We start from the raw sequence: 14,892 nt of genomic DNA on the forward strand, positions 1-14,892 counted from the left end.
GCCAGGTTGGCGTTTCGACGCCATCCATGCTAGAGACCGATCATACAAATGATTGTTTTTGAAGCGGCTGTATGGCAGCCGCTCTATTTTTTGGATAATCCCCATGTCCGTGCTTGAGGCAGGAGTAACGCTTCCGCAGCAGAATTCTTGGCTTTCCGAAATCCGGGCGACCATCCGTCTCGCCTGGCCGATGGTGCTCACCAATCTGGCGCAGACGGCGATGACGGCGACGGACGTCATGCTGCTCGGCCGCCTTTCGCCGGAAGCGTTGGCCGCGGGCACCCTGGGTCACAATCTCTACTTCCTCTTCACCATTGCCGGCATGGGCCTGGTGCTTGCCTCCTCCCCGATGATGGCTCAGGCGATCGGGCGCAAGCTCCACATGGTCCGCGACGTCCGCCGCACGGTGCGCCAGGCGCTGTGGCTCGCAGTGATGACTTGCGCCGTCATGTGGACCATCCTCTGGCACGCGGAGGACCTGCTTCTGCTCATCACCGCGAACGAGCGGCTCAGCGCGGACGCGGCCGAATACATGCTGACGCTGCAATGGGCGATGCTGCCCTTCTTCTGCTATATCGTCCTGCGATCCTTCCTTGCCGCCCTCGAGCGCCCGGGCTGGGCAATGCTGATTGCCTTCCTCGCCGTCTCCTTCAATGCGCTCGCCGCCTGGACGCTGATCTTCGGTCGTTTCGGCTTCCCGGCCCTGGGATTGTTCGGTGCCGGCATCGCCACCACCCTCTCCTGCACGCTTCTGTTTCTGGGACTGGTGGCTGTCATCCTCTGCGACCGCCAGTTCCGCCGCTTCCACCTGTTCGGCAACTTCTGGCGATCCGACTGGCCGCGCCTGAAGTCCATGCTGAAGCTCGGCCTGCCGATCTCCGGCATCATGACCTTCGAGGTCTCGATCTTCAACATCGCCGCCATGCTGATGGGCCGCTTCGACACGGTGACGGTGGCCGCCCACAGCATCGCCATCTCCATCGCCTCGATCAGCTTCATGTTCCCGATGGGGCTGGGACAGGCCGTGACCGTGCGCGTAGGCCGCTCCGCCGGCCGTGGCGATCTGGACGGCGTGACCCGCGCGGGCTGGGCCGCCTTCGTCCTCAGCATCTCCTTCATGGCCTTCATGGCGCTGCTGATGCTGTTTGCTCCGCGCCTGCTCATCGGCGTATATCTCGACGTGAGCGCGCCGGAGAACCAGCCGGTCGTCGCCCTGGCGACGACGTTCCTCGTCTTCGCCGCAATCTTCCAGATCGCCGACGGCGCGCAGGCGGTGACCTCCGGCATGCTTCGCGGACTGCACGACACGACCCTGCCGATGATCTACGCGGGCATCGGCTACTGGCTGATCGGCATGACCGCGAGCCTCGTGCTGGGCTTCGGCTTCGGCCTTGGTGGCGCGGGTATCTGGACGGGCCTCTGCATCGGTCTCGTGGTTGTGGCGCTTCTCCTGTTCCATCGCTGGCTGGACCGGCTGAAGCACTTCCGTGAGAACGAGATGGCGTTTCAGGCGATCCTGGTGCGCGACTGACCCGGGTTCCACCCCATTGCATCACCGTAAGGCGGCAGCGTCCCCGCAGACGCTGCCGCCTTCTGTTTGTACGATCGCGTGCTATGCTCTTGCGAGATGCGGATTCGGATAAGTAAGGAGGCTCCATGAGGCCGATCCAGCTGCTTGCAGCCGCCAGCCTGGCTGTTTTCGCCCAGGCCATACCCGCCGTTGCCCAGTCCCAGCCGCCCTATCTCGATGACCGTTCGAGGCCGCAGCAGCTCATCCGCTCGCTCTACAACGCGATCAACCGGCACGAGTACGGACGCGCCTACAGCTACTTCGCCGATCCGCCGGCCCCGTCCTTCGACGACTACGAGAAGGGCTTTGCCGGCACGCAGAGCGTCGAGGTCCTGACCGGCGTACCCTTTGCGGATGCGGGAGCGGGAACGGTACGCTATCACCTGCCCGTCGCCATTCTCGCGCAGAACACCAATGGCGAGGCGCATGTGTTCGCCGGCTGCTATGTCCTGCGTCTGTCGAGCCCGACCGCGCAGACCACGCCCTACACGCCGATGGTGATCGAGTCGGGCAGACTGCGCCCCGCCAATGGCGATCTGGCGGCCGTCCTGCCCACGCGCTGCAGCGACGACGAGCCGGAGCGGACGGAGGACGAGCTTCTGCTTCAGCAGGCGCGCGAGGCGTTCAGGGCGATTTACGGCGGCGAATGCCAGATCTCCGACACCGAGGAGGAGGACGACGCGCCGCGGCATTACCGCATCAGCTGGCGTCCTTCCTGGGGCTCGGAGGACACGCCGGACGAGGAGCTCGATCTGTTCCGCTTCTTCTGTTACCGCGGCGCCTACAACGAGGTGCATGCCTATCTCGTCCGGAGCGACCTGACGGGGTCCATCGTCCCCCTCGCCTTTGCCACGCCGGAGCTGGAGATCACCTACGAGGACGACGACAGCGAGAAGCCGGCGACCGACATCAGGATCGTCGGTTATCAGGCCGAAAACATGCTGGTGAACTCCGACTACGATCCGGACTCGATGACCATCACTTCTCACAGCAAGTGGCGTGGGTTGGGCGATGCCTTCTCGAGCGGCACCTGGCTGTTCCGGCAGGGCAAGTTCACGCTGGTGAAATACGAAGTGGACCCGTCCTATGATGGCGAGATCAACCCGGTAACCGTGCTGGATTACGATACCGCGCCCTGATTGACGGGGATTGTTGCCGCTTTGCTGGTACTGCCCGGTCCCAGAACGGTCGCTGGCATGTGCGGGGCAACGGCCATCGCCAGCGATGAGCAGATGCCTCACCCCCGCGCGGAGAGCATCCAGTTGATGGCGTCGCGCCAATCGATCATGCGGATTGGCGTGCCGTGCGAGCCCGTCTCGAAGCGGACGAAGCGGATCGGATAGCCCGGAAACGCCTTTCGGACCTTGCGGTGAAAGCTTTCCACCGCCCCGACCGGAAACACGCGGTCCTGGCTTCCGTGCCCGATCAGGATGGGCACGCGCAGGTGTATTGCCGCCACGTTGCGGAAATCGTTCTGCCACATGGAGCCGAGCAGCAGGATGCCACCCAGCAGCGGCGAGATGTCCGGGCGGTCGGCGAGCTTCCAGCACAGCGCGCCGCCCATCGAGCCGCAGGCGATGATGACCGGCGCGCCGGGTGAAGCTTCCCGGTAGTGGCGGATCAGAACGGCGATCTGCGCCGCCCCCATGTCGCCGAAGTTGCTCACATCAGGCGAGAGATAGAGGCCGCCGTTGCGGACCATGAGATTCTTGATGCGGTTGAAGTTGCCGCCGAAGGTGTAGTCGTTAACGCCCTGCAGGCGGTTGCCGCCCTGCCCGTGCAGATAGATGGTGATGAGACGGGCACCCTTCGTGCGGCCCACCGTCATGTGGCGCACGGAGCCGAACAGCGTCTCAAGCACTGCCTCCCGCTGAACGCGCCGGGGGGAGAGGTCGACGTAGGCGCCGCGTACCTTCTTCTCAGGCACCTCGTCGCGCTGGTGAATGTCGCGTTTCTCCTGGTAGTCGACGACCATCCGGTAGCCGTTGTCGTCCATCGCCAGGATGCCGGGATAGGCGAACAGCCCGTCCTTGAACGGGGCAAGCTCGAAGGCCGCGACGGGCGCCGGGGACGACAGCAGAGCTGCCGCCGCGATCAGCACGGCGCGGATCAGGCGTCCCGGGCGGCGACAGAAGCTCGTCACCGTCGCAGCACGCCTCCTGCCGCTTGAAGCACGTCGGGCGTGTCCACGTCGAGGCTCGCCGCCGGGCCGAGTTCCACGTCGACGACCTCGAGCGCCGCCGTTTCGATGATCCGCCGCGCGCCCGTGTCCCCTTCCAGCTCCATAACCTCCGGGAAGAGAGCGCGCGGCAGGATGACCGGATTGCCGCGCTTGCCGCCGTGGGTGGCGCGCACGATCGCCTTGCCGCCCGCCTGCACGAAGGCGTCGATCATGCGGTCAAGGTCTTGCGTTGTTACCGCAGGCATATCGGCCAGTACGATGAGCGCGCCCGCGACCGTTTCCGGCATGGCGCGGATGCCTGCCTTGAGCGAGGAGGAAAGCCCGTCAGCGTAATCCGGATTGATCACGCGCTCGATGGCCAGCCCGTCGAGTGCCTCGCCCACCTCTTCCGCCTGATGGCCGAGCACGGCGACCGAGAAGGCCGTCCGGCTGGCGAGCACCCGCTTCGCCGATCGGCGCACCAGCGCCTCGCCATCGAATTCCGACAACAGCTTGTTGCCCGTTCCCATGCGGCTCGAACGCCCGGCCGCCAGCAGCATGGCGCCAACCGTCACCGCCTTTGGCCTGTCAGCCGCCTCGCGCAGCTGCGGCCGGGTGGGAATTTCCATCAGCAGCCCGCCGACGCCCATGCCCGCGAGCACCTTCGGCGTCACCTCCACATCCGCCAGGATACGGTCAAGCACCCAGTCGAAGCCGTTGAGCTTGGGGCTGCGGGCGCAGCCCGGCGCGCCGAGCACCGGCTTGTCACCAAGGCGACCGAGAATGAGCAGGTTGCCGGGGTCGACCGGCATGCCGATCCGCTCCACCGTTCCGCCTGCAAGGCGGATCGCTGCCGGGATCACGTCATCCTCGTCGCACACCGCCGACGCGCCGAAGACGATGACCATATCGTTGTCGGCAATCAGCGTGCGGATGGCTTCCGCCACCGCACTCTCGTCGTGGGCCGCGCGGATCTCGCGCGTGATGCTGCTCCCCGAGCGCGCAAGCCGCCCCTGGGTGATGCGCGCGGTTTTGTCGAGCACGCTCGTCTTCAGGATGGGAAGCTCCGTCTGGACGAGGCCAACCTTCCGCGCACGGAAGGGGCGGACGGCAAAGGCCTCGCGCTGCCGGCAGATGAGTTCCGCATCCGCCACCAGCCGTTCCGGCACGGCAAAGGGAATGACCTTGATGGTGGCCACCATCTGCCCCGCTTCCACGCTTGTGTTGGGGGCAAGCGTGGCAATGGTGATGGCGGGATCGACGCTGTTCACCGCGTCGATCAGCACCGCGTCGACGGTGAACAGGCCTGCCGCCGTCGCATGGAGATTGACGCGGCCCGTGGCCGGCGCGCGCACCTCGACATTGTCGAAACGCAGCGCTGCGGCAATGCGCGCCGCAGCCTCGTCCTCGTCGAGGTCGCCCTCATCCAGCTTCGCTGCCGTCACCTGCCCGATTCCGGCCGCGCGGAGACTGGCAATGTCTCCGGCTGTCAGGCGGTGCGCCTTGGGAATGCGCCTGCCGTCAACATTGATCGCATGGGCGAGCAGTGCGCCTTCAGCCTCCTCCAGTCTGAAGACACCGAATTTCAAGCTGCCACCTCCCCGTCCTCTTGGAGACCCCGCGTCCGAAATGCCTGGATCACTTCCGCCAGCACTGCCACCGCGATCTCCGCCGGGCTCGATGCGCCGATGTTAAGCCCGATCGGTGCATGGATACGGGCGATCGCCTCCGGCAACACTCCCGCTTCTGTTAGCCGCTCGACGCGCTTGGAATGCGTCTTCCGGCTGCCGAGCGCGCCAACATAGAAGCATCCCGCCTCGAGCGCGGCTTTCAGCGGATAGTCGTCGATCTTCGGATCGTGGGTGACCGCTGCCAGCGCGCAATAGGGATCGAGCGGCTCGCGTCCGAGCACCACCTCCGGCCATTCGGCATCAAGCCGCACGTCGGGGAAGCGTTCTGCCGACGCGAAGGCCGTGCGAGGGTCGATGATGTGCACGTCGAAGCCGGCGATCTTCGCCATGGGCGCCAGCGCCTGGCTGATGTGAACCGCGCCGATGATGACGAGCCTCGGCGGCGGCACGTGGACGTTGAGAAAGAACTGCCGCCCCTCCGCCTCCACCGTGACGGAGCGGCCCGAGCGGAAGGCATTGGCGATGTGCGCCCCGAGTTGGCCCGCGACCGGATCGCCTTCGGCGACCACACGGTCGCGCCCATCGCCGAGGTCGGTGACAAGGATGGCCGCTCGCCGCGCGCGGCGCAATTCGTTCAGTTTCTTGAGGGAATAGGGATCCATGCCGTTTCAGCCCAGCCGTTCCACGTAGACCTTGATGCGTCCGCCGCAGGAGAGGCCGACCCGCCAGGCGGTCTCGTCCGCCACGCCGAACTCGAGCATCCGGGGCTCGCCGCTGGCAATCACGTCGGCGGCCTCGGCCACCACGGCGCCTTCCACGCAGCCACCCGAGACAGAGCCCTCGAAATTGCCGTCGGCGTCGATCACCAGATGGCTGCCGACCGGTCGCGGCGCCGATCCCCAGGTCTCGATGACGGTGGCGATGGCAACGTTTCGCCCCGCCTTCATCCATTCCTCGGCGATCATCAGTGGATCATTTTCCTGCATGGTTCCCACCTCCGATGCTCACCATCCGGCATGGCATCGCCGGATCGTCGTTATGCGACAGTATCGTTATGCGACAGTATGATGCCGAGCTTGCGGCCTTGCCAAGCCCCGTGCGCCGGACGCCGGATGGCACCGCCGCGAAATCTCCGTCAGCGACGCGCAAAGGTCGGCCAGCGAATTCAGGTTATGGATGGGCCTGAGCTCGTCCACGTGCGGGAGCATCGCCTGCATGCCGCGCGCGAGCGGCTGAAATCCCTCGTAACGCAAAAGCGGATTGAGCCAGACAAGTCTGCGGCAGGACTTGTGCAGCCGCTCCATCTCATGCGCCAGCACGCTCACGTCATCGCGCTCCAGCCCGTCGGTGATGAGCAGCACCACGGCCCCCTGCCCCAGCACACGCCGCGACCAGAGCCGGTTGAATGTGGCGATCGCCTCGCCGATCCTTGTGCCGCCCGACCAGTCTTTCACCGCCGCCGCGCATTCCGCCAGCGCCTCGTCCGGGTCGCGGTGGCGCAATTGCCGCGTGAGATTGGTAAGCCGCGTGCCGAACACGAAACTGTGCACCTTGCGCCGTCGCTCGGTGAGAGCGTGCAGAAAATGCAGGAAGATGCGCGAATACTGGCTCATCGAGCCGGAAATGTCGGCAAGGATCACCAGCGGCGGATGCACCACGCGCGGCGAGCGGAACCGCGGCAGGATGAGGTCGCCGCCGGTCCGGAGCGCTGCGCGCATCATCGCGCGCGGGTCGATCCTGCGGCCGGAGGGATCTGCGCGGTAGCGGCGCGTCGCCACCAGATCGTCAGGCAGGACAAGCTCCTTCATCGCGCGCTTGGCGAGGGCGATCTCTTCCGCCGTCATCTGCGCGAAATCCTTGGTGCGGAGCACTTCGTTCGCCGAGAGGCTCAGCCGCGCGTCGATCTCGACTTCTTCCCACTTGACGCGCTCGTTCTCCTTGTCCCGGTTGAACATCGCGTCGGTGGCCCGCGTCTCGCCCGCCTTCGGCTTTTCCTTCTCCGCACCCGCCGGCGCGACCGGCAACAGGAGCGAGAGCATCTTCTCCACCACTCCGCGCGAGCGCCAGAACATGTTGAAGGCCGCGTCGAAGACCGCATGGTCCTCGCGCCGGTTCACGAGCACCGAATGCAGTGTCCAATAGAAGTCCTCGCGCGAGCCGATGCCCGCGGCGAGCACGGCGGAGACGGCGTCCGCCACCGCTCCTGGTCCAACCCGCGGGCCCGCCTTGCGCAACACGCGCGCGAAATAGACGATGTTGTCGGCGAGCCGTCCGTCGGGATCGGCCCGTTCAGTCGCTGCAAGCGGATGCCCGTCCCCCATCATGCACCCGTGCTGAGCTCAGCCTTGACCTCGCTGAGGATCTTCACCGCCTCGCCCGACTGCATCCGCGCAATGTCATCCTGGTACTTGAGCAGCACGCCCAGCGTATCGGACACGGTCTCGGGATCGAGCGCCAGCTTGTCGAGCTCGGTGAGCGCCGTCGCCCAGTCGATGGTTTCGGCCACGCCCGGCACCTTGAACAGGTCGATCTGCCGCAGCTTCTGCACGAAGGCCACTACCTCGCGCGACAGCTGCTCTTTCGCGCCCGGCACCTTGCGTCGGACGATCTCGAGCTCCCGTTCCGCATCCGGATAGTCCACCCAGTGATAGAGGCAGCGGCGTTTGAGCGCGTCGTGGATCTCGCGTGTGCGGTTGGTGGTGATGATGACGATCGGCGGCTCCGCCGCCTTGATCGTGCCGAGCTCGGGGATCGTCACCTGGTAGTCCGACAGGATCTCGAGCAGGAACGCCTCGAAGGCCTCATCCGTGCGGTCGAGCTCGTCGATCAGAAACACCGGCGCTTCGCCCGGCAGGCCCGACAGCGCCTCCAGCACCGGCCGCCGAATGAGATAGCGCTCGGAAAAGACATTGCGCTCCATGAGATCCCGGTCGGTCAGGCCCGCGGCCTCGTCCATCCGGATCTCGATCATCTGTGCGGCATAGTTCCACTCGTAGACTGCCGAGGAAACGTCCAGTCCCTCGTAGCACTGGAGCCGGATGAGCCTGCGTCCCAGTGTCTCGGCCAGAACCTTGGCGATCTCGGTCTTGCCCACACCCGCCTCGCCCTCGAGGAACAACGGCCGCTTCATCTTGAGGCTGAGGAAGAGAACAGTCGCCAGCGCCCGGTCGGCCACGTAGCCGCCCGCGGAAAGCAGCTCCAGCGTCTCGTCAATGCTCTTGGGAAGCGGTCTCGGCGCCGTGGTGTTCATGTCTCCTCCCCATTGTCATTCGGCCAGCACCCTGTACTTGCGATCGTGATAGAGCAGCGGCCGCCGGTGATCGCCGATGAGGATGCCCTTCACCCGGCCGAAGTAGATGCGGTGCGTCGCCATTTCCTTGGCTTCAAGAAGCTGACAGTCGAACACCGCGAGCGCGCCTTTCAGCACCGGCGCTCCCGTCACCAGCGTCTCCCAGCGACCATAGCCGAAGCGCTCCTCGGCAGGCACGCCCGCTAGTCCGGAGAAAACATGCGCGATCGGCTGCTGGTCGGCGGCCAGCGTGTTCAGCGCGAATACTCCATTCTCGAGAAACAGCTCGTTGGACGTGTTCTGCCGGTTGAGACAGACGAGGACCGTCGGAGGATCGTCCGAAACCGAGCAGGCGGCGATGGCCGTGACCCCTCGTTTGCCCGCTGCGCCGTCTGTGGTGACGATGTGAACAGCCCCCGCAAACTGTGCCATGGCATCGCGGTACTGCTGCGAGGTGATTTCGTTGGTCTTCAGCAAGGCAAACCCCATTTGCGTCTAAGATAGGCGTAGCGGCAACAGTTGCAACTGAAAGCATTTATTTCGTGTCCGGCAAATGTTTCAGCGCAATTGTCACGTCTTTTTCGCCGGCGGGGGGATGGCAGGGGCCCTGCCCGCACCGTCTTGCGCCACTGTTGCTCGTACCGCCTGTTGCACCGGAGCCCGCGTCCGATTACCAGAGAATAAGCAAGAGTATAGGTGCGGTGCAGGTGCGGAGTATCATTACCCATTCGCTGCGTATGACGGGGCTGGCCCTTCTGTCCATGGGCCTGGTGTCGCTGGGACATATGGCCCCGGCCGGGGCGCAGGACGTGAAGATAGGGCTCGTTGCACCGCTGTCCGGAACCTTCGCCCTGCTCGGCGAGCAGTTCGCCAATGGTGCCCGCGTCGCGGTGAAGGACGATGGCATCGCGCTCGAGGAGGTGGATGATTCGTGCACGGCCGAGGGCGGCGAGCAGGCCGCCAGCAAGCTGCTGGAAGCGGAGGTAACCGTCGTTGTCGGCTTCCTCTGCACGCCGTCGCTGGAAGCGGCCCTGCCGCTTCTCACCGAACGCGGCATTCCCGTCCTCACGCCCGTCCGCACGCCCAACATCACCGACACGAAGAACCGCACCGGCTGGCTCGTCTGGCGTATCGCCCCCCGCCTCGACGACGAGGCCAACGCCGTCGCCCGCCTGCTGGTCAGGGCCTGGCGCGACAAGCACTTCGCCATTATTGACGACGGCACGATCTACGGCCGCGAACTGGCCGAACACCTGCGCGCCGAGGCGGAACTCGCCGGCCTGAAGCCTGTGCTGTTCGACACCTTCCGCCCCGGCCTCGACAATCAGATCGGGCTCGTCGGCCGGCTGCGCCGTTCCGGCGCGACCCATGTCTTCGTCGGCGGCGACCGTTCCGACATCGCCATCATCGCGCGCGATGCCCGCAAGCTCGGCTACGATGTCGTGCTGGCCGGCGGCGAGGCGCTGCGGGCGGCCGACGACGCGGTCCGCCTATCGAAGGGCGTGTTGATGATCGCCCCACCGCTCTGGGAGGAGCTTGCCTCCCCTGACCTGCTCGACAAGTTCAGGCAGGAGGGGATAATCCCAGAAGGCTATACGTTGCTCGGCCATGCCGCCGTGGACATTGCGGCCGGCGCCGCGCGCGCCGCCGCTGCCGACGGCACATCGATTACCGATCAGTTGCAGGGCTTCAGCTTCGACACCGCGGTCGGCGTGATCCGCTTCAACGACAAGGGCGATCTCGCGAACAGTCTCTACCGCCTCTACGCTTATGACGGCATGCACTTTATGGAAGAGAAGGACTAGCATGTTCCGCACGGGGCCGCTCAATCTCATCACCGACGTCGCCGGGCTGAAGGTGGGCAACGCGCAGGACAACCGGCTCAAGTCGGGTGTCACGGTCCTGGTCTGCGAGGAGCCGTCCGTGGCGAGCGTCCAGGTGCTGGGCGGCGCGCCCGGAACGCGCGAGACGGATCTGCTCGAGCCCCACATGCTGGTGCAGGCGGTGAACGCCCTCGTACTCTCCGGCGGTTCCGCCTTCGGCCTTGATGCGGCCTCGGGCGTCCAGGCCGCCCTGCGCGAAGAGAGCCAGGGCTTTGCTGTCGCGGGTCACATCGTTCCCATCGTCCCCGCCGCCATCCTCTTCGATCTGGCGAATGGCGGTGACAAGGACTGGGGCCGCTTTCCGCCCTACCGCGAGCTCGGCTACGAGGCGGCCCGCACCGCCTCCGCTGGCCCATTCACCCTCGGCTCCGTCGGCGCAGGCACCGGCGCCCTCGTCGCCGGACTGAAGGGCGGCCTCGGCTCGGCTTCCACCGTCCTGCCGAACGGCATCACTGTCGGCGCGCTTGTGGCCGTCAATGCCGTGGGTACGCCCACCATGGGCGACAGCAGACATTTCTGGGCCGCGCCTTTCGAGGTGGGCGACGAGTTCGGCGGCCTCGGCTTGCCCGGCGAACTGCCGCCGGGCACGCAGGAAATCCGCCGCAAGCAGCTCCCCCCGCAGGGCAATACGACCATCGGCGTCATCGCCACCGACGCCCGGCTCACCAAGGCCGACGCGAAGCGCCTGGCCGTCGCCGCCCATGACGGCTTTACCCGGGCGCTCTGGCCCGCGCACACGCCGCTCGATGGCGATCTCGTCTTCTCCTTGGCGACGGGCAGCAATGACGCAGCACTAGATCCCGCTGGCCTTGTGGAGCTGTACGCCGCTGCTGGCGCCACTATGGCGCGCGCCATCGCCAGGGGCGTCTATCACGCCACGCGCGAAGACGGGGACCTTCTGCCCACCTGGCGCGAGCGCTTCGGGGGATAGCACCCGCCGCGCGGGCTGTTTCCCCTTCCGCCTCCCTGTGGCAAGCTGCATGCTTTGAACGGGAGATTTCGCCATGTTCATTGTTCGTCTTGCCCTTGCGCTTGCTTTTGCCCTTCCGGCCCTTTCGACCGTCCGCGCCGGTGATGTCGCCGAGCTGGAGATCCTGGGCTTCAGCGCCGACGGCAAGATCTTTGCCTTTGAGGAATACGGCGTTCAGGATGGCTCCGGCTTTCCCTACGCCAACCGCTATTATATCGATACCGAGACCGACAAGTTCCTGCCCGGCACCCCCATCCGCGCCCGTATCGACAATGAGAACGCGACCGTCGCCGATGCCCGCGGGCAGGTGAAGAGCAACGCCCAGTCGGTCATCTCCGACGAGGTCCTGGCCGCCCATCGCGGTCACACCGCCGGCTTCAGTCCGGTGACGGAACTGTCCGGCGACCCGTTCCGGATGACCGTCAACCCGCGTCCCGTCTTCCCGCCGATCGACACGCCTCTCGAGTTCCGCCTGGAGGAACAACTGATCGACGCTCCCGACAGCTGCGAGCTCTTCGGCGCCCGCATCGGCTTTCGCCTGTTCCGCGTGACCGTCGAGGACGGAGCGCGCACGCAACTGATCCACGAGGACCGGACCATCCCGTCCAGCCGCGGCTGCCCGCTCGGCTACCGGATCGCAGCCGTGGAGACCTTCTATCCCAAGGACCGCAGCCCGGTCTTTGCGGTACTGATCGCCATGCGGACCGGCGGCTTTGAAGGCCCCGACTACCGCTATCTTGCCGTTACCGGACGCTTCTGAGCCGTCCTGCCGCGCTGTGGCGCGACCCGCACCGGCGGGCCATCGCCGCAGTGCGCGCTTCGGCCTGTGTTTTTGCTGCCCGTGTCCGTTGACAGGGGAGCGTTGTCTGTTAAACCGCCAGCAGCCCTCACAAACCGTTAGGAAAGCCAATGATCCCGCGCTACTCGCGTCCTGAAATGGCGGCAATCTGGTCGCCCGAGACCAAATTCCGGATCTGGTTCGAGATCGAGGCCCATGCGGCCGATGCCATGGCCGAGCTTGGCATCATCCCGAAGGAAGCAGCCCGCGTCATCTGGGAAAAGGGCGGGCCGGCCACGTTCGACATCGACCGCATCGACGAGATCGAGCGCGAAACGAAACACGACGTCATTGCCTTCCTGACGCATCTGGCCGAGATCGTTGGCCCCGAGGCCCGTTTCGTCCACCAGGGCATGACCTCGTCCGACGTGCTCGACACCTGCCTCAGCGTCCAGCTGGTGCGCGCGAGCGACATTCTGCTGAAGGATCTGGACGACCTGCTCGCCGCCCTGAAGAAGCGCGCCTTCGAGCACAAGTACACCGTCACCATTGGCCGCAGCCACGGCATCCACGCCGAGCCGACAACCTTCGGCATCAAGCTGGCCCAGGCCTATGCTGAGTTCAGCCGCGCCCGCGCGCGCCTCGTCAATGCCCGCGAGGAGATCGCAACCTGCGCCATTTCCGGTGCGGTCGGCACCTTCGCCAATATCGACCCGCGCGTTGAGGCCCATGTGGCCGAGAAGATGGGCTTGAAGCCCGAGCCGGTCTCCACGCAGGTCATCCCGCGCGACCGCCATGCGATGTTCTTCGCCACCCTGGCGGTGATTGCCTCCTCCATCGAACGCCTTGCCGTCGAGGTCCGCCACCTGCAGCGCACGGAAGTGCTGGAGGCCGAGGAATATTTCTCGCCCGGCCAGAAGGGTTCCTCGGCCATGCCGCACAAGCGCAACCCGGTGCTCTCCGAGAACCTGACGGGCCTCGCCCGCATGGTCCGCGCCTATGCCCTGCCGGCGCTGGAGAACGTCGCCCTCTGGCACGAGCGCGACATCTCCCATTCCTCCGTCGAGCGCATGATCGGCCCGGACGCTACTGTCACCCTCGACTTTGCGCTCGCCCGCCTCACCGGCCTGATCGAGAAGCTCGTGGTCTACCCCGAGAACATGGAGAAGAACCTCAACAAGTTCCGTGGCCTTGTCCACTCGCAGCGCGTGCTTCTCGCTCTCACCCAGGCCGGCGTGAGTCGCGAGGACGCCTACCGCCTCGTTCAGAGAAACGCCATGAAGGTGTGGGAACAGGACGCTGATTTCCTTGAGGAACTGCTGGCCGACAAGGACGTCCGCGCGGCCCTCTCGGAAGAGGAGATCCGCGAGAAGTTCGACCTCGGCTACCATACCAAGCACGTGGACACGATCTTTGAGCGCGTGTTCGGCGAGAGCTGAAACCCGCTTCCTGCGCTCTCCCTTCATTGGGGAAGCCTGTCGAACCATCAGCCTGTCAAATGAGGGGTAGAGCCCGGCAGCCTCTGAAGCTTAGATCGCTGAACCCGGGCCTCGAACAGGCCCGGCATACGGGACGGGTGGAAATGCAAAGGCCGCGGACTGTGCCCGCGGCCTTTTCCTTGCCTGGAGGAACAACCGTTCTCACACCATCCGGATGACCGTGCCCCACGGGTCTTCGCAATCCGTCCCGGCTCGCTCCGCCGGGACCTTGAGTGCCACCCAGGCAAGACCGCTGCGGCCCTCGTCGCGCCGCCCGGCGCCGGCGCTTTGCCAGGAATTGGCGCCGATGTGGTGGTGGTAGCCGCCCGTAGACAGGAACACAGCCTGCGGTCCGTAGTGGGCCGTGGTGTCGAAGCCCATCGTCTCGTTCCACCACCGCTCCGCCTCGGCCGGATTGCCCACGCGCAGGTGCACGTGGCCGATGACCGTGTTCGCTGGCGCCTGCGTGTAGGGCAAGGTTCCGCCCGGCGTCGCCATCAGGTCGCGGAAGTCGAGCGGCAGCGTCTTCATCACCACCTCACCGCCTTGCCACTGCCATTGCCCGTTCGGACGGTCTGCGTAGATTTCGATCCCGTTGCCCTCGGGGTCGGTGAGATAGATGGCCTCGCTCACCAGATGATCGGACGCGCCCTCGACCGGAATGAGCTTCTCGATGGCACGATGGACCCATCGCGCGAGATCGGCGCGCGTTGGAAGCAGGAAGGCCGTGTGGAAGAGCCCGGCCTCGCGCGGATTGTCCGGTTTGAGCGCCCTGTCTTCCTGGATCGTGAGCAGCTTGCGGCCGCCGGCGCCGAGCACGATACCGTCCGCACTGCGCGACAGTTCGTCAAGGCCGAGCAGATTGCGGTAATAGGCGGCAAGCGCATCGGCATTGCGTGCCTTCAGCCCCACGTCGGAAATGCTGATCGGCGTGGTGGCGGCGAAGGGAACTTGTGTCATCGAACGGTCTCCGGCCAGTCCGGGCGAAAGGAGCGCACGCGCGCTCCCCACTCGGCGAGAATCATCCCCGACATTTGTTATCATTGCGAACGATGCGCAATGCTCTCCGCGGGAACAACGTGTTCAGCATTCGGAAACAATGCGTGTGCGGAGCCAAGTTGCATCATCAGCA

14 protein-coding genes are annotated in these 14,892 nt (G+C 65.6%); 6 read left to right on the plus strand and 8 right to left on the minus strand.

Features of this window, described 5'->3' with window-relative positions; genetic code table 11:
- Window positions 1-103: 103 nt before the first annotated feature.
- Both ABD906_RS15480 and ABD906_RS15485 read left to right on the plus strand, forming a co-directional pair.
- Window positions 104-1,531 carry an MATE family efflux transporter gene (locus ABD906_RS15480; RefSeq protein ID WP_165278698.1) on the plus strand — a complete coding sequence of 476 codons (1,428 nt, stop codon included), beginning with the start codon at window positions 104-106 and terminating at the stop codon, window positions 1,529-1,531.
- Window positions 1,532-1,656: 125 nt separating this feature from the next.
- Window positions 1,657-2,709, plus strand: coding sequence for a DUF1176 domain-containing protein (locus ABD906_RS15485; RefSeq protein WP_165278699.1), 1,053 nt, complete (start codon window positions 1,657-1,659; stop codon window positions 2,707-2,709).
- Between the two features lie 98 nt (window positions 2,710-2,807).
- Here the strand turns inward: ABD906_RS15485 and ABD906_RS15490 are convergent, their stop codons facing one another.
- From ABD906_RS15490 to ABD906_RS15520, 7 genes are all read right to left on the minus strand, one after another.
- Entirely contained in the window at window positions 2,808-3,713 is a 906-nt protein-coding gene (locus tag ABD906_RS15490) for an alpha/beta hydrolase (RefSeq protein WP_378188505.1), read from the minus strand.
- A complete protein-coding gene (locus ABD906_RS15495; RefSeq protein WP_345100565.1) occupies window positions 3,710-5,320 on the minus strand; it encodes an NTP transferase domain-containing protein in 1,611 nt (536 codons plus the stop codon). The genes ABD906_RS15490 and ABD906_RS15495 overlap by 4 nt, the downstream gene beginning before the upstream one ends.
- Window positions 5,317-6,024 carry an XdhC family protein gene (locus ABD906_RS15500; protein ID WP_165278701.1) on the minus strand — a complete coding sequence of 236 codons (708 nt, stop codon included), beginning with the start codon at window positions 6,022-6,024 and terminating at the stop codon, window positions 5,317-5,319. The genes ABD906_RS15495 and ABD906_RS15500 overlap by 4 nt, the downstream gene beginning before the upstream one ends.
- A gap of 6 nt (window positions 6,025-6,030) precedes the next feature.
- On the minus strand, window positions 6,031-6,348 hold the full coding sequence (locus tag ABD906_RS15505; protein WP_165278702.1) for an XdhC family protein: 318 nt from the start codon (window positions 6,346-6,348) through the stop codon (window positions 6,031-6,033).
- A gap of 66 nt (window positions 6,349-6,414) precedes the next feature.
- Window positions 6,415-7,686: a vWA domain-containing protein gene (locus ABD906_RS15510; protein ID WP_345100568.1), complete on the minus strand. Its 1,272-nt coding sequence runs from the start codon at window positions 7,684-7,686 to the stop codon at window positions 6,415-6,417.
- The gene (locus tag ABD906_RS15515) at window positions 7,683-8,612 is read right to left on the minus strand and encodes an AAA family ATPase (RefSeq protein ID WP_165278703.1); all 930 of its coding nucleotides are present in this window, start codon (window positions 8,610-8,612) and stop codon (window positions 7,683-7,685) included. The genes ABD906_RS15510 and ABD906_RS15515 overlap by 4 nt, the downstream gene beginning before the upstream one ends.
- A gap of 15 nt (window positions 8,613-8,627) precedes the next feature.
- On the minus strand, window positions 8,628-9,128 hold the full coding sequence (locus tag ABD906_RS15520) for a flavin reductase (RefSeq protein ID WP_345100570.1): 501 nt from the start codon (window positions 9,126-9,128) through the stop codon (window positions 8,628-8,630).
- Window positions 9,129-9,358: 230 nt separating this feature from the next.
- Between ABD906_RS15520 and ABD906_RS15525 the strand changes: the two genes are divergently transcribed.
- The 4 genes from ABD906_RS15525 (at window position 9,359) to purB (ending at window position 13,721) form a co-directional block, all read left to right on the plus strand.
- Window positions 9,359-10,456: a branched-chain amino acid ABC transporter substrate-binding protein gene (locus ABD906_RS15525; protein ID WP_345100572.1), complete on the plus strand. Its 1,098-nt coding sequence runs from the start codon at window positions 9,359-9,361 to the stop codon at window positions 10,454-10,456.
- A gap of 1 nt (window position 10,457) precedes the next feature.
- Window positions 10,458-11,465 (plus strand): P1 family peptidase, encoded by a 1,008-nt coding sequence (locus tag ABD906_RS15530; protein ID WP_345100574.1) that lies wholly within the window; start codon window positions 10,458-10,460, stop codon window positions 11,463-11,465.
- 73 nt (window positions 11,466-11,538) lie between these two features.
- On the plus strand, window positions 11,539-12,264 hold the full coding sequence (locus ABD906_RS15535) for a DUF2259 domain-containing protein (RefSeq protein ID WP_165278706.1): 726 nt from the start codon (window positions 11,539-11,541) through the stop codon (window positions 12,262-12,264).
- A gap of 149 nt (window positions 12,265-12,413) precedes the next feature.
- A complete protein-coding gene (gene purB, locus ABD906_RS15540; protein ID WP_165278707.1) occupies window positions 12,414-13,721 on the plus strand; it encodes an adenylosuccinate lyase in 1,308 nt (435 codons plus the stop codon).
- A gap of 201 nt (window positions 13,722-13,922) precedes the next feature.
- Here the strand turns inward: purB and ABD906_RS15545 are convergent, their stop codons facing one another.
- Window positions 13,923-14,720, minus strand: a complete 798-nt coding sequence (locus ABD906_RS15545; protein WP_345100576.1) for a VOC family protein — start codon at window positions 14,718-14,720, stop codon at window positions 13,923-13,925.
- Window positions 14,721-14,892: the final 172 nt, after the last annotated feature.

The sequence above is a fragment of the Chelativorans composti genome, assembly GCF_039541695.1.
GTDB lineage: Bacteria > Pseudomonadota > Alphaproteobacteria > Rhizobiales > Rhizobiaceae > Chelativorans > Chelativorans composti.

Excerpts from the sequence above, each read along its gene's own strand:
- ABD906_RS15480 (WP_165278698.1), top strand. The coding sequence starts at position 104 with ATGTCCGTGCTTGAGGCAGGAGTAACGCTTCCGCAGCAGAATTCTTGG.
- ABD906_RS15485 (WP_165278699.1), top strand. The coding sequence starts at position 1,657 with ATGAGGCCGATCCAGCTGCTTGCAGCCGCCAGCCTGGCTGTTTTCGCC.
- ABD906_RS15500 (WP_165278701.1), bottom strand. The coding sequence starts at position 6,024 with ATGGATCCCTATTCCCTCAAGAAACTGAACGAATTGCGCCGCGCGCGG.
- ABD906_RS15505 (WP_165278702.1), bottom strand. The coding sequence starts at position 6,348 with ATGCAGGAAAATGATCCACTGATGATCGCCGAGGAATGGATGAAGGCG.
- ABD906_RS15510 (WP_345100568.1), bottom strand. The coding sequence starts at position 7,686 with ATGATGGGGGACGGGCATCCGCTTGCAGCGACTGAACGGGCCGATCCC.
- ABD906_RS15515 (WP_165278703.1), bottom strand. The coding sequence starts at position 8,612 with ATGAACACCACGGCGCCGAGACCGCTTCCCAAGAGCATTGACGAGACG.
- ABD906_RS15530 (WP_345100574.1), top strand. The coding sequence starts at position 10,458 with ATGTTCCGCACGGGGCCGCTCAATCTCATCACCGACGTCGCCGGGCTG.
- ABD906_RS15535 (WP_165278706.1), top strand. The coding sequence starts at position 11,539 with ATGTTCATTGTTCGTCTTGCCCTTGCGCTTGCTTTTGCCCTTCCGGCC.
- purB (WP_165278707.1), top strand. The coding sequence starts at position 12,414 with ATGATCCCGCGCTACTCGCGTCCTGAAATGGCGGCAATCTGGTCGCCC.
- ABD906_RS15545 (WP_345100576.1), bottom strand. The coding sequence starts at position 14,720 with ATGACACAAGTTCCCTTCGCCGCCACCACGCCGATCAGCATTTCCGAC.